This is a genomic window from Pseudomonas fuscovaginae SE-1 (genome assembly GCF_000364705.1).
Lineage (GTDB): Bacteria > Pseudomonadota > Gammaproteobacteria > Pseudomonadales > Pseudomonadaceae > Aquipseudomonas > Aquipseudomonas fuscovaginae_A.
The window spans coordinates 66,874-81,391 of the sequence record NZ_AQOH01000061.1 but is presented as its reverse complement, the minus strand read 5'-3'; the positions used below and the strand labels follow the sequence as shown (position 1 = coordinate 81,391).

12 protein-coding genes are annotated in these 14,518 nt (G+C 63.5%); 1 reads left to right on the top strand and 11 read right to left on the bottom strand.

Annotated features, from left to right (window positions below; all coding sequences use genetic code 11):
• Positions 1-137: 137 nt before the first annotated feature.
• From K675_RS0107250 to K675_RS0107220, 7 genes are all read right to left on the bottom strand, one after another.
• Complete coding sequence (locus K675_RS0107250) at positions 138-992, bottom strand: D-hexose-6-phosphate mutarotase (RefSeq protein WP_017902848.1); 855 nt, start codon at positions 990-992, stop codon at positions 138-140.
• Positions 993-1,117: 125 nt separating this feature from the next.
• Complete coding sequence (locus K675_RS0107245) at positions 1,118-2,467, bottom strand: carbohydrate porin (protein ID WP_017902847.1); 1,350 nt, start codon at positions 2,465-2,467, stop codon at positions 1,118-1,120.
• A gap of 90 nt (positions 2,468-2,557) precedes the next feature.
• Positions 2,558-3,715 carry an ABC transporter ATP-binding protein gene (locus K675_RS0107240; RefSeq protein WP_017902846.1) on the bottom strand — a complete coding sequence of 386 codons (1,158 nt, stop codon included), beginning with the start codon at positions 3,713-3,715 and terminating at the stop codon, positions 2,558-2,560.
• A gap of 2 nt (positions 3,716-3,717) precedes the next feature.
• Complete coding sequence (locus tag K675_RS0107235; protein WP_017902845.1) at positions 3,718-4,563, bottom strand: carbohydrate ABC transporter permease; 846 nt, start codon at positions 4,561-4,563, stop codon at positions 3,718-3,720.
• The gene (locus K675_RS0107230; RefSeq protein ID WP_026145004.1) at positions 4,556-5,464 is read right to left on the bottom strand and encodes a carbohydrate ABC transporter permease; all 909 of its coding nucleotides are present in this window, start codon (positions 5,462-5,464) and stop codon (positions 4,556-4,558) included. The genes K675_RS0107235 and K675_RS0107230 overlap by 8 nt, the downstream gene beginning before the upstream one ends.
• A 148-nt stretch (positions 5,465-5,612) precedes the next feature.
• A complete protein-coding gene (locus K675_RS0107225; RefSeq protein WP_017902843.1) occupies positions 5,613-6,899 on the bottom strand; it encodes an ABC transporter substrate-binding protein in 1,287 nt (428 codons plus the stop codon).
• A 125-nt stretch (positions 6,900-7,024) separates the two neighbouring features.
• Positions 7,025-8,293 (bottom strand): AGE family epimerase/isomerase, encoded by a 1,269-nt coding sequence (locus K675_RS0107220; protein WP_017902842.1) that lies wholly within the window; start codon positions 8,291-8,293, stop codon positions 7,025-7,027.
• A gap of 340 nt (positions 8,294-8,633) precedes the next feature.
• Between K675_RS0107220 and K675_RS0107215 the strand changes: the two genes are divergently transcribed.
• Complete coding sequence (locus K675_RS0107215) at positions 8,634-9,278, top strand: AP2 domain-containing protein (protein ID WP_017902841.1); 645 nt, start codon at positions 8,634-8,636, stop codon at positions 9,276-9,278.
• Here the strand turns inward: K675_RS0107215 and K675_RS0107210 are convergent.
• From K675_RS0107210 to edd, 4 genes are all read right to left on the bottom strand, one after another.
• Complete coding sequence (locus K675_RS0107210; protein WP_017902840.1) at positions 9,247-10,707, bottom strand: sensor histidine kinase; 1,461 nt, start codon at positions 10,705-10,707, stop codon at positions 9,247-9,249. The two genes, K675_RS0107215 and K675_RS0107210, sit on opposite strands and share 32 nt — an antisense overlap.
• Positions 10,697-11,428, bottom strand: coding sequence for a response regulator (locus K675_RS0107205; RefSeq protein WP_017902839.1), 732 nt, complete (start codon positions 11,426-11,428; stop codon positions 10,697-10,699). Before K675_RS0107205 ends, K675_RS0107210 begins: the two co-directional genes overlap by 11 nt.
• Positions 11,429-11,617: 189 nt before the next feature.
• Complete coding sequence (locus K675_RS0107200) at positions 11,618-12,577, bottom strand: glucokinase (protein WP_017902838.1); 960 nt, start codon at positions 12,575-12,577, stop codon at positions 11,618-11,620.
• Complete coding sequence (gene edd, locus K675_RS0107195; protein WP_017902837.1) at positions 12,574-14,400, bottom strand: phosphogluconate dehydratase; 1,827 nt, start codon at positions 14,398-14,400, stop codon at positions 12,574-12,576. Before edd ends, K675_RS0107200 begins: the two co-directional genes overlap by 4 nt.
• Positions 14,401-14,518: the final 118 nt, after the last annotated feature.

Genomic DNA, 14,518 nt, shown 5'->3' with positions numbered 1-14,518 from the left:
CGACTGCCTTGCAGTCGAGCGCGGGCAAGCCCGCTCGCCACAAACCCACACTTCACAAGTCCACAAACCCACACTCCACAAGTCCACAAGTCCACAAGTCCACAAGTCCACAAGTAGCAATCCACAAACAGACCTCATCAGGCCTGCGCGCGCGCCTGCAAGCTCAGGTGTGCCCGTTCTCCGGGCGCCAGGCACAGGCTGTCGGTGCCGCCATTGGCCGCCTCGACACAGACGAAGCCCATCACCTCGCTCCAACTCACCCCGAGCAGCGGCCGCTGTCCCGGATGCCAGACCACCGTATCGGCGCTGTCACCGGTATCGATGCACAACTCGCGCTGCCAGGCGTGATCCTTGAGGTGCAATTCGCCCTCGTGCTGGAACACCCGCTGGCAGCCACCCTCGACCCGCAACTCGCCTTCCTGCTGGCAGACCCGGCGGCTCAGATGATCATACCCCTGCGCCCCGTCGAGCCCAGACAGCGCTACCTCGCCAACGTCGCCGATACGCCAATAGGCGTGCAAGGCATGACTCAACTGGCAAGGTTCACTGTCCTGGTGCTCGGTGCTGAGGCGCAGATCCATGCTCTCGCCCAGGCGGGCATGCAGGTCCACCTGCCAATCGCACAACTGCAGCCGCCAGTGCAGGCTGACGCCCTGCTCATCGGAACTGCTCTCCAGCAGCTTCCAGTCGATCAACCGCGCCCAGCCATGGGACGGCCAGGCATTTTCACTCGGATGACGACCGTACCACGGCCAGCACACCGGCACCCCACCGCGAATCGCGCCGACCTGCGGCCACTTCGCCGCACACCACAACCAGGGCTTCTGCCCCCGTGGCTGGAAATGCAGCAACTGCGCGCCCTGGCGACTGAACACCGCCTGGCACAGCGGATGGTCGATGACCAGCACCTCACGCTGCTGAAAGCGCTCCCACTGGAACACCGGCTGTTCGCGCCGGGATTTGAAGAAACGTTGTAGGGGTTGCTCGTGCATGTGCCGCGAATCCTGGAATCTCTGTCGTCGTGAAGCCAACGCGTCCTGCTGCGCAAAAAAAAGCGGACGGTCGGGTGACCATCCGCAAGATGCGCACATAGAGAGAGAGCTTATCAGCCGAAGCCTCAGAAGACCGACTGAATTTTCAGACCGGCCACCAGGGCGTTGTCGACCTGATCCACGCCACCCGGATGGGTGATGTACTGCAGGTTGGGCCGTACGGTCAGCCAGTTGGTGACATGGATGCCGTAGTTGAGCTCGTAGTTGTACTCGGTTTCGCGCAGTGGCGAGTACAGCGGGTTGTCGTAGTCGCTGACACCGATGGCGGCGTTGGCCAGCTCGGCGTTTTTCTTCACGTCGTCGTTGACATGGATACGAGCGACGCCGAAGCCGATGTCATCCTTGGGACGCGCATCGAACGGCCCCTTGTACACCAGCATCAGCGACTGGTAGTTGTCGACGACGTTGGTGTCCTTGTCGTGGAAGGTCGCGTTGGCGGCGATGTTCAGACCACGGGAAGCGTCGCCGTTGTGGCTGGTCAGTTGCTGCTGCGCGACGAACCAGTAGCCGTGCTTGCTGTCGTGAACGCGATAGGCGTTACCGGTGGTGGCGGCATCACCGCCATTGACGTCCTCGCGCACGTCATTGGCCGGCGCCGTGCTCTTGTAGTAGCCGACCCGGTATTCGCCCGGCAGGTTGTTGACCTTCGGCGACCAGACCAGCTCGACCGGCAGCACGGTACCCTTGGTGCCACTGCCGCTGAGTTTGAAGCCGTTGCCGTGCTCCAGTTGCGACGGGTTCTGGTTATACGCGCCGATCTGCGCATACAGCTCGGGGGTGATGTGGTACTTCACGCGCAGCGCAGCCTGGCTGACAGGCCAGTTGTACCAGATACCGGTCGCCCAGTTGCCCACCTGGGAACCGCAGAACGCCAGGTTCTGGAAGTCGCAGGGGAAGGTGTTGAAGTCTTCACCCTCGCCGAAGTAACCGGCCTTGACATCCAGCTTGCCGTCGAGGAACTGGTGCTGGATCCACAATTGGGTCAGACGCACCATGTGGCCACGGCCGTAGACTTCCTGGGAGGAACTCAGGGTGCCGGCACGCGGATCACCGACACGGTCGTTGGAAATGTTGTAGCCGTTACGGTTGGTGAGCTGGATCTTCGCCTGGGTGTTGTCCCAGCCCCACAGCTTCTGCAGGTCCAGCGCCACGCCCAGGCCGAACTGGTCGGCGTAACGTGCGGTCTTGTCGTCGTTGTAGCCACCGTGCAGGTTTCCACCGACCTCACCGACGTAGTCGGCCTTGATATCGATACCCTGCTCGATGAGCCGGGTGCGTTCACCGCCCCAGTCGCCGGTCATCCATTTGGAGTCGGCGCTGAATGCCTCGTCCGCCATCGCATGGCCAGCCATGACCAAGGCCGCCGCCGCTGACAACTGGCAGATCAAGCGGGTGTTGGTGTTCCTCTTTTTCATCCCTACATCCTCGTCTTTATTGTTATTAACAGTCTTTATTGAACGTGGTTTACATCGATTGCGACGAGCGGCGAGCCGCCCGCCCTGAATTCAACGGCCCTTGAATTGCGCCACATTGTCGCCACTGGCCTGGGACCGGGACTGCGCCACCTGGCCCAGGCGCTCGCCGGTCGCGGCGTCGAACAGCAACACCTTGGCCGGATCGAACTGCAGGGTCAGGGTCTCGCCCACCTGTGGCGCCACGTCCGGCGCCAGGCGGCAGCAGACCTTGCTGTCATTGAGGGTGACGAACACCAGGGTGTCAGGCCCGGTCGGCTCGGTGACCTGCACTTCGGCACGGATGCTCGGCAGACCGGCGTCGCCATTGGCCAGCAGGATCTGCTCGGGGCGCAGCCCCAGCACCACTTCGCGATCTTCCAGGCCCGCCTCGCTGGTATTGAGCGGCAGTTCGCAACGCGCCTGGCCACTGTCGAGCAGCGCCACCAGGCGGCCATCCTTGCGCTGCAGGCGCAGCGGAATGAAGTTCATCGGCGGCGAACCGATGAAGCTGGCGACGAACTGGTTGGCCGGGTCGTTGTAAATCTGTTTCGGCGTGCCGAACTGCTGGATGATGCCATCCTTAATCACCGCCACCTTGTCGCCGAGGGTCATCGCCTCGATCTGGTCATGGGTGACGTAGACCGTGGTGGTCTTCAGACGCTGGTGCATCAGTTTCATTTCGGTGCGCATCTCGACCCGCAGCTTGGCGTCGAGGTTCGACAGCGGTTCGTCGAACAGGTAGATCTTCGGCCGCCGCGCCAGCGCCCGGCCCATCGCCACGCGCTGTTGCTGGCCACCGGAGAGCTGGCCCGGCTTGCGGTTGAGCAGGTGTTCGATCTGCAACAGCTTGGCGACCCGGGCGACTTCCTCGTCGATGGCCGACTGGCTCATCTTGCGGATCTTCAGGCCGAATTCGATGTTCTCGCGCACGCTCATGGTCGGGTACAGCGCATAGGACTGGAACACCATGGCAATGTCGCGATCCTTGGGGCTCATGCCACTGACGTCCTGGTCGCCGATCATGATCGCACCGCCGGTGATGCTCTCCAGGCCGGCGATGCAGTTCATCAGGGTCGACTTGCCGCAACCCGAAGGGCCGACGAGGATCAGGAACTCACCGTCCTTGATCGACAGTTCGATGTTCTTCAGGGTGTCCGGCAGGCCGGCGCCATAGGTCTTGTTTACGTTGCGAAGTTCGAGCGTTGCCATGATTACCCCTTGACTGCGCCGGCCGTCAGCCCGCGCACGAAATACTTGCCTGCGACCACATAGACCAGCAGCGTCGGCAGCCCGGCGATCATCGCCGCCGCCATGTCCACGTTGTATTCCTTGACCCCGGTGCTGGTGTTGACCAGGTTGTTCAGCGCCACGGTGATCGGTTGCGAATCACCGCTGGAGAACACCACGCCGAACAGGAAGTCGTTCCAGATCTGGGTGAACTGCCAGATCAGGCAGACCATGATGATCGGGGTCGACATCGGCAGGATGATCCGCCGGAAGATGGTGAAGAACCCCGCGCCATCCAGGCGTGCCGCCTTGACCAGCGCATCGGGAATGCTCACGTAGTAGTTGCGGAAGAACAGCGTGGTGAAGGCCAGGCCATAGACCACGTGCACGAACACCAGGCCGGTGGTGGTGCTGGCCAGGCCCATCTTGCCGAGGGTGAACGAGGCTGGCAGCAGCACGGTCTGGAACGGCAGGAAGCAGCCGAACAGCAGCAGGCCGAAGAACAGCTGCGAGCCGCGAAAGCGCCACATCGACAGCACGTAGCCGTTCAGCGCGCCGATGGCGGTGGAAATCAGCACCGCCGGAACGGTGATCTTGATCGAGTTCCAGAAGTAGCCGTTGACCGTGGCCCAGGCCTTGACCCAGCCAATGTCGGTGAACACCGTCGGCCAGCTCAGCAGGTTGCCGGTGCTGATGTCGTCCGGCGACTTGAAGCTGGTCAGCAGCATCACCACCAGCGGCACCAGGTACAGCAGCACGGCGATGATCAGCACCGCATGGATGGCAATGCGGCTCAGGCTGATGGAGGGTTTGTCGGCGAGACTAGTCATGACGCTTGGTCCTCAGCTCGGAGTACAGGTAAGGCACGATGATCGCGAGAATCGCACCGAGCATCAGAATCGCACTGGCCGAGCCCATGCCCATCTGGCCGCGACTGAAGGTGAAGGAGTACATGAACATCGCCGGCAGGTCGGACGAGTAGCCAGGGCCGCCCGCGGTCATCGCCGCCACCAGGTCGAAGCTCTTGATCGCAATGTGCGCCAGGATCATCACCGCACTGAAGAACACCGGACGCAGGCTGGGCAGCACCACCTTCCAGTAGATCTTCGGCATGCTCGCGCCATCGATCTGCGCGGCACGGATGATCGACTGGTCGACACCGCGCAGGCCGGCGAGGAACATCGCCATGATGAAGCCCGAGGCCTGCCAGACGGCGGCGATCACCAGGCAGTAGACGACGCGGTCGGGGTCGATCAGCCAGTCCAGACGGAAGCCTTCCCAGCCCCAATCACGCAGCAGCTTGTCCAGGCCCATGCCCGGGTTGAGCAGCCACTTCCAGGCGGTACCGGTGACGATCATCGACAACGCCATCGGGTACAGGTAGATCGTGCGGATGAACCCTTCGCGACGGATGCGCTGGTCGAGAAACACCGCCAGCATCACACCGATCGCCAGGGTGATGGCGATGAACAGGCCGCCGAACAGCGCCAGGTTCTTGCTCGCCACCCACCAGCGGTCGTTGTCGAACAACCGCGCGTATTGCGCCAGGCCCACCCATTTGTAGGTCGGCAGGAAAGTCGAGTTGGTGAACGACAGCACGAACGTCCACAGGATGTAGCCATAGAAGCCCACCAGCACGATGAACATGCTCGGCGCCAGCACCAGTTTGGGTAGCCAGCGCTGCAGGAAATCGAACGGCGAGGCCTTGCTGAACACAGCAACAGAGCTCATGGGAAAATCCACTACAGGAAAGAAGGAACTGCATCGACACCCTCGGCAGGAGCCGGGCTTGCCCGCGAAGACGGTGTGTCAGTCAACGAATCCGTCGGCTGATGTACCGCTTTCGCGGGCAAGCCCTGCTCCTACAGGGAGGGAGCGTTTACTTGGCGGACTTGACCGCCGCGCCGAGCTTCTTCGCCGCATCGGCCGGGTCGGCTTTCGGGTCGTTGATGTAGTTGGTCACCACATCAAAGAACGCGCCCTGTACCGCCAGCGTGGTTGCCATGTTGTGCGCCATGCTCGGTTGCAGGCCGCCGGTCTTGGCATCGGCGAGGAAGTCCTTGGCCGCGGTCTGCGCACAGGAGTCGAAGCCATACTTGGCCATGTCGGCCAGCATGTCGTTGCGCACCGGGATCGAGCCCTTGTTGATGCTGAAGACCTTCTGGAAGTTCTCGCCCAGCACCACCTTGGCGATGTCCTGCTGGCCGGCCGCGGTCCCCTTGTCCTTCTGCTTGAACACCGCCAGGGAGTCGATGTTGTAGGTGAAGGCCTTGTCGGTGCCCGGGAAGGCTACGCACTGGTAGTCCTTGCCAGCGACTTTCTTGGCTGCGGTCCATTCGCTCTTGGCCCAGTCACCCATGATCTGCATGCCGGCCTTGCCGTTGATGACCTTGGCCGCTTCCAGGTTCCAGTCCTGGCCCTTGCCATCGACGTCCATGTAGGTCGCGACTTTCTTCAATTCGGTCAGGGCCTTGACCATTTCAGGGCCGGTCAGGGCGGCGTTGTCCAGGTCGACCAGGGCCTTCTTGTAGCCGTCGGCGCCCATCACCGAGAGCACCACCGCTTCGAACACGGTGCTGTCCTGCCAAGGCTGGCCACCGTGGGCCAGTGGAATGAAGCCCGCGGCCTTGAGCTTGTCGCCGGCTGCGTAGAATTCCTGAAGGGTGGTCGGCGCCTTGTCGATACCGGCCTTCTTGAACACCTCGGGGTTGATCCACAGCCAGTTGACGCGGTGGATGTTCACCGGCACGGCCACGTAGTCACCGTCATACTTCACGGTGTCGGAGACTTTCTTGTCGAGCAGGCTGTCCCACTTCTCTTCCTTGGCAACGTCCTTGAGAACGTCGGTATCGAGCAGCCCGGTGGAAGCCCACTCCTGGATGTCGGGTCCCTTGATCTGGGCAACGCCCGGCGGGTTGCCGGCTACCGCGCGGCTTTTCAGCACGGTCATGGCCGTGGCGCCGCCACCGCCGGCGACAGCACCGTCCTTCCAGGTGAAGCCGTCTTTTTCGACCTGGGCCTTGAGTACGTCGACAGCCGCTTTTTCACCACCGGACGTCCACCAGTGAACCACTTCCACACTCCCTTTGGAGTCGGCAGCCAGTGCGCTGAGGGGGAACAACGAGGCGAGGGAAATCACTGCGGCGAGGCGAGAAATCGAATTCATCTGAAGTACCTTTCTTGTTGTTATGCATGCAAGTCTGGTGCTTGCGCTGCATCGGATTCTAGTAAAGGCGAGTGCCCTCGCAGGTAACGAAGGGACGCGCGAATGTCACCACATGGTTACATCGCTCAGACCACGGTTTTCGACGCAAAGTGCCGGGCCAGAGCGCTTGCCAGGCTTGGCGCCAGTGGCAGGCAGGGTAACAGGACTGCCTGGTAGGCGTGATAGAGGTCGGGCTTGCCGCCCCAGATCCGCGCACTGGGCCGGTTGTGATCGTCCAGTTCGTGATGCCAGCCGCCCTGCTGCCGGTCGATGAAATGCAGCTCGTTGAAATCCCAGAAACGTCGGTACCAGGTTTCGTATTGCGGCTCTCCCGTGCGTCGCAGCAGGGCCGCCGCCGTCGCGCTGGCCTCGCAGTGGACCCAGTGCAGGCGCTCGCTGACCACCGGGCGATTTTCCCAGTCCAGGGTGTAGACCACGCCGGGTCGGCCGTCCGCCGCCCAGGCATGGCGACAGGCGCCGGCGAACAGCTCGCGGGCGTCCTCCAACAACCATTCTGGAGTCTGCAGCCCGGCCGCACGACGGGCCGCCTCGAGGTGCAGCAGCAGCCGGGACCATTCGAAGGCGTGCCCCGGCGTCGTCCCATAGGGGCGGAAACCGTCGGCAGGATTGTCCTCGTTGTAGTCCCGCCGGGGCTGCCACTGACGGTCAAAATGCTCGATGACCGCAAAGCCGTTGCCCGCCGCCTGCTGGTGAATCAGCCGCTCGACGATCCGCAAGGCGCGCTCCAGCCAGCGGCTGTCGCCCGTGACGTCGGCCAGGGCAAGAAAGGCCTCGGTGCCGTGCATGTTGCTGTTGGCGCCGCGATAGGCCTCCTCGTTGCTCCAATCACGGGCGAAGGACTCGCGCAGCGCGCCCTCCTCCTCGCTCCAGAAATGCGTGTCGATCACCCGGATCGCCTCGGCCAAAAGGCCCGGCGCATCCTGGCTGCCGGCAACCACCGCCGAACTGGCGGCGAGCGCGACGAAGGCATGCAGGTAGGCGGCCTTGCCGCTGTTGCCATCGCGATGTCCCGGCGTCGCGTACCAGCCACCGAAGGTCGCATCGCGCAGTGGCCCCCAGAGCGCGGCGACACCGTGCTCGACCAGCGGCAGGCAGCCGGGAATGCCCTGGATATGGGCCATGGCAAAACAGTGGGTCATGCGCGCGGTGTTCATGGTTTCGGCCATGGCCTGGGCCGGCAGGCGCCCCTGGCCGTCGAGATTGCCGAATCCTTCGGCGAGCCTGGCGGACCGGGCGAACGCCAGCAGGCGCCGTCCTTCTTCCATCAACCAGGCATTATGGGCAGGTGCGTTCAGCCAACTGCCGAACGAAAATTCAAGGCTGTCGCCTGTCATGCGCTTCACCGTTCTTGTTATTCAGGAGCTTGTTCCGGAGCAGGGCGTGGCCTGTCGTGCCAAGGATTCTAACCAGCACCCTGGCGGCGTCAGGTAACGAAGCCCGAGGAAAATGTCACCGGATGGTGACAATTGCGGGACACTGAAACCCAGCCCTTGTCAGGCTCCTTCATGACGCAAAGTAGGAAAAATGCCGATTAGGCCGCTTCCCTTTTCCCTGTAGGAGCTATCCCTAAAGCCTTTTCCCACATTGAAGGTCGACATTGCCTGAGCGAATCTCGCCAATCGTCATCCCTGACCGCCCCATGAAAAGCCGACGCCCGCGAAGGAGGCATGCCCCATGGTCAACGACAATCCGCGCCTGGCCCGCCAATGCTGCATCTACCCCCTGCATCTGGGAAACCGGCAATACGCCTGGAAAGTGGAAGTGCGCCGGGGTGGTAGATTGCTGAGCGAGATATTCACTTTCGAGCAGTACGGCGGCGAACAGCCGGCGCGGCTGGCTGCCGAGTCATGCCGCAATGCGCTGGTACTGAAAATGCCCGCCGCGCTGACCTATGAAAGTCGCCAGCGTCTGCTGCCCCACAACACCAGTGGCCATCCGGGGGTGATGAGGATCGAAACCAATAATGTCGGCTACTGGCGCGCCAGCACGAAAATCCATGGCTACAACCTGACCCGCAGCTTCAGCGTCGAACGCCATGGCGAGGAACAGGCCAAGCGCCTGGCGCTGAGTGAGCGACAACGGCAACTGGCGATTTGCGAAGAGCCCTATGAAGAGGCCATGAAAATCCTGCAACAGCATTTCAGCCAAACCAATGCCCGCGTACGCGAGCATCGTATCCAGGCAGCCATCGGCCAGGCCCGATGCCGACGCGCCTCAACAACCGAACTCCAGTCGCAGGACGATTCGTCACCCCTGATCATCAGCCCGGAGCAGGCCTCGCTGTCGATCAGTCGGCATTTCGCGGCAGGAACAAAGTGACCCGCAAGCCACCTTCGCGCAGGTTCTGCAGGCTCACTTCGCCGCCATGGCTGTGGGCGATGTTGCGCGCGATGCCCAGGCCCAGGCCGTAGCCCTGCTGCTGGCCGGACAGGCGGAAGTGCGGCTCGAACACCTGTTCCAGGCGCTGCTCGGGAACCCCGGGGCCCTCGTCGTCGACGTGCAGGATGAACGCACTGTCATCGTCCTCAATGTGCAGGTGCGCCCGTTCGCCATACTTGAGGGCGTTGTCGATCAGGTTGCCCATGCAGCGGCGCAGGGCCAACGGCTTGCCGGGATAGGGAGCAAGCGCCCGGCCCTCGAGGCTGACCAGCCCGTTGCCGGTGGGCGAAAGGTAGCATTCGACCAGGGTATCGAGGGCCTGGTTGAGGTCCACCGGCTCGATATTCTCGTGGATATCGGTGTCCTTCACGCATTGCAGCGCGCCCTTGACCAACATCTCCAACTCATCGAGATCGCGCCCGAACTTCAGTTGCATCTGCTCGTCCTCGAGCAATTCGACCCGCAGGCGCAAGCGGGTGATGGGTGTGCGCAGGTCGTGGGAAATCGCGCTGAACAACTGACTGCGCTCGGTCAGGTAGCGACTGATGCGCTCACGCATGGTGTTGAGCGCACGCCCGACCTCCATCACTTCGCTGCCACCGCCCTCGAGCACCGGCCTCACCTCCTCCGCCCCCAGCGACATGTCTCGCGCGGCACGGGCCAGGCGCTTGAGCGGTCGGCTCTGCCAGTGCACCAGCAGGCCGATGAACAGCAGCAGGAAGCCGCTGGTGAGCAGGATGAACCACACCTGCTGGGCCGGCAGCCCCTCCTCCTCCAGACTGGTGTAGGGCTCGGGCAACAGCGAGGCGATGTACAGCCATTCGCCCGGCGACATCTGGATCTGCGTCACCAGCACCGGCGGGTTCACCGGTTCCAGGGTCAGGGCATAGTGGGCCCAGGAACGCGGCAGTTCATCGAGCTTCAGGCCGCCATTGAAGATCCGCAGGTTGTCGGGGCTGACGAAATTCACCGTGATATCGACGTTATTGCCCAGGGACTGGCGCAACACCTCGTGGACCGCTTCGAGCACCGCGGTCTTGCGTGGGGTCGGGCCGAGCAGTTGCATGTCCAACGGCTTGTCGTTGAGGGTCACGACGAACCGCGTCCCACCCATGCTGCGCAACTGATCGAGCACCAGCGGCCGATAGGCCAGGGGCAACGAGCGCAGGTAGCTGACGCTGGCGGTCATGGAATGGGCCAGACTGCGGGCGCTGGTGACCAGCCCTTCGAGCTGGGTGGCGCGCAGTTGCGAAAGCCAGATGACGCTGGACAGCGCCTGGGCCAGCAGCACCGCGAGCAACGTCAGCAGCAGCATCCTGCCAAGCAGCGAACGGGGTACCGGCAGGCGCTGGCGCAGTTCAGAGAGCATTGGCGGCCGTGACGTTGGCGGCCAGTTGGTAGCCGCTGCCGCGCACGGTGCGGATCAGTCGCGGTGGTTTTTCGGTGTCACGCAGGCGCTGGCGCAGGCGGCTGACGGCCATGTCGACGATACGGTCGAGAGGCATCAGGTCGCGCCCGCGGGTGGCATTGCCGATGGTGTCGCGGTCGAGAATTTCCTGGGGATGATCGAGAAACAGCTTGAGCAGGGCGAAGTCGGCACCGGAGAGAATCACCTCTTCGCCGTCGATATGAAACAGCCGGTGACTGACCGTATCCAGCCGCCACTCGTCGAAGGCCAGCACTTCACTGCCGCCACGCTCCTGACCGAACTGCGCGCGGCGCAGCAAGGCCTTGATCCGTGCCTGCAACTCGCGGGGGCTGAAGGGCTTGCCCAGGTAATCGTCGGCGCCCAGTTCCAGGCCGATCACCCGGTCGGCCTCGTCGGAACTGGCGGTGAGCATGATGATCGGTACATGGGCCTGGCGCGGGTGCTGCCGAACCCAGCGGCAGAGGCTGAAGCCATCCTCGTCGGGCAGCATCACGTCGAGAATGACCAGGTCGCTCGGGGCGTCGTTGAGCGCCTGGCGAAAACCGGCGCCATCACCGACCGTACGCACCTGGAAACCGGCACGGCTGAGGTAGGTGTCCAGCAGTTCACGGATTTCCTGGTCGTCGTCGACCAGGAGAATGGACTTACTGAATGCGCTCACGGTGGATGTCCCTGTTGTTGTGGTTAGGACCGAAACGCGGATTATGCCTCAATCGATTGAGCCGTGAAGATGTGTTGCCGATACGAAGCCATTCGCGGGCAAGCCCGGCTGCTACAGGACTGCGGTGGGTTTGAAATCACCACCGTATCTGCAGGAGCCGGGCTTGCCCGCGAAAAGGCCTGCGCCGAATCAGTCGCAGAGCGCCTGCCGCAAGGCCACGCCGGCCCCGATCAGCCCGGAATACGGGGCTGTCACCAGCCACACCGGGATGCCCTTGAAGTAGTCGCTCATGCACCCCTTGTCGGCAAAGCTTTTGGCGAAGCCGCTCTGGATGAAGAAATCGGCGAAGCGCGGAATCACCCCACCGACGATATAGACCCCACCGCGCCCTCCCGTAGTCAGCACGTTGTTGCCCGCCACCCGCCCCAACCAGCAACTGAACTGCTCCAACACCTCCCGGGCCACCGGGTCCCCGGCCAGGCCGGCAGCAGTGATCGCCTCCGGGGTCTCCAGCACGGGCGTGTGCCCATCCACCGCGCAGATCGCCCGGTAGACGCGTGGCAGGCCACCGCCACTGAGGGCGGTCTCGGCGCTGACATGGCCGATTTCGTCATGAATGTGTCGCCACAGTTGGGTTTCCCGCGGGCTGCTCAGGGGCAGGTCGACATGCCCGCCCTCACCCGGCAGGGCCATGAAACCACCGTTGCCCAGATCCAGCAGGGTACCGACCCCGAGACCGGTCCCCGGGCCGATCACCACCGCCGGCCGCCGCGGCTCCGGGGTACCTTCGCAAACCACGCGGAAATCGCCAGGCTCCAGGCGGGTCATGCCCAGGGCCATGGCCGAGAAATCGTTGACCAGCAACAACTCGTCGACCTGCAGGGTGGCGCAGAACGCCTTGCGGCTCAGGCGCCAGTGATTGTTGGTGAAGCGGAACTCATCGCCACTCACCGGTCCCGCCACCGACAGGCACACGGCACCGATGGCACCGGGCTGCAGGCCCAGACCACTCAGGTAGACCTTGATGGCGTCCTCCGGACAGGCGTGGTCGGCAGTCGCCAGCACCTTGACCGAGTCCAGGCCGTTATCTTTCCACAGGGCGAAACGGGCGTTGGTCCCGCCGATATCGCCAACCAGGGCCAATTTCATTCAAGGCTCTCCAGGGCCGAAGTGAAGGCACTGGCCCCCTGCTCCGCCGAGCTGAAGGCCATGCGCATGAAGCCGAACAGTTCGCGGCCACAGCCGACATTATTACCCAGCAGACCGACTGCCGGCTCGCGCGCGGCGAATTCGGCGTCATCGACCAGCACCTTCAGCGTGCCTTTCACCCCATCGACCCGGATCACGTCGCCATCGCGCACCCGTGCCAGCGCGCCGCCGACATGGGCTTCAGGGCAGACATGGATCGCCGCCGGAATCTTGCCCGAGGCACCGGACATGCGGCCATCGGTGACCAGCGCGACCTTGAAGCCGCGGTCCTGCAGCACGCCAAGAAACGGGGTCATCTTGTGCAGTTCCGGCATGCCGTTGGAACGCGGGCCCTGGAAGCGCATGACCGCCACGAAATCCCTCTCCAACTGGCCGGACTTGAACGCATCGGCCAGGTCCTGCTGATCCTGGAACACCAGCGCCGGGGCTTCGACCACCTGATGTTCCGGCGCCACGGCGGACACCTTCATCACACCCCGGCCGAGGTTGCCTTCCATCACCCTCAGGCCACCCTCGGGAGAGAACGCCCGGGCGACCGGACGCAGGATGTTTTCATCGAGGCTCTCGGTCGGGCCTTCACGCCAGACCAGCTTGCCGTCCTGCAGGAACGGCTCGCGGGTGTAGCGGCTCAGGCCGGGGCCGGCCACGGTGTTGACGTCCTCATGCAGCAGGCCCGCCTCCAGCAGCTCGCGGATCAGGAACGACATGCCGCCCGCCGCCTGGAAGTGGTTGATGTCGGCCTTGCCGTTCGGATAGACGTGGGCCAGGGTCGGCACCACCTCGGAGAGATCGGCCATGTCCTGCCAGGTCAGGTGGATGCCTGCTGCCCGCGCGATGGCGGGCATGTGCAGGGTATGGTTGGTCGAGCCGCCGGTGGCGTGCAGGGCGACGATGGAGTTGACCAGTGCCCGCTCGTCGACGATTTCGCCGATCGGCATGAAGTTGCCGCTCTGCCTGGTCATGCGCGTGACCTGGAACGCCGCCTCGCGGGTCAGCGCATCGCGCAGCGGGGTGTTCGGGTTGACGAAGGACGCGCCCGGCAGGTGCAGGCCCATCACCTCCATCAGCAACTGGTTGGTGTTGGCGGTGCCGTAGAAGGTGCAGGTGCCGGGGCTGTGGTAGGACTTCATCTCCGACTCCAGCAGTTCCTCGCGGCTGGCCTTGCCTTCGGCATAGCGCTGGCGCACATCGGCCTTCTGCTTGTTGGAAATACCCGAGACCATCGGCCCGCCCGGCACGAAGATGGTCGGCAGATGGCCGAAACGCAGCGAGCCCATCATCAGGCCCGGCACGATCTTGTCGCAGATGCCGAGCATCAGCGCCGCATCGAACATGTTGTGCGACAGCGCCACCGCGGTCGACATCGCGATCACTTCGCGGCTGGCGATCCCCAGTTCCATGCCCGGCTCGCCCTGGGTCACACCATCGCACATGGCCGGCACGCCGCCAGCGAACTGCCCGACCGAGCCGATCTCGCGCAGGGCCTGCTTGATCTGCTCCGGGTAGGTCTCGTAGGGCTGGTGTGCGGAAAGCATGTCGTTATAGGACGAAACGATCGCCACGTTGGCAGCGTTCATCATCCGCAGGGTTTCCTTGTCCTGGCTGCCGCAGCCGGCCACGCCATGGGCGAAGTTCGCGCACTGCAGCTTGCCGCGCACGGGCCCGTCGCTGGCGGCACCACGAATCAGTGCCAGATACGCCTCGCGGGTGGCGCGGCTGCGGGCGATTAGCCGTTCGGTGACCTCAAGAACGCGGGGATGCATGTGTAGAACTCCAGGCTGACGGATATGGCGACCTGTGCGTCCTGAAGTGAGCGAAGACCTCGGCTGGCGGGGCTTTTCGTTCATCCGGACCCGTTGATTCAGGTCACTCGTTGTAGAT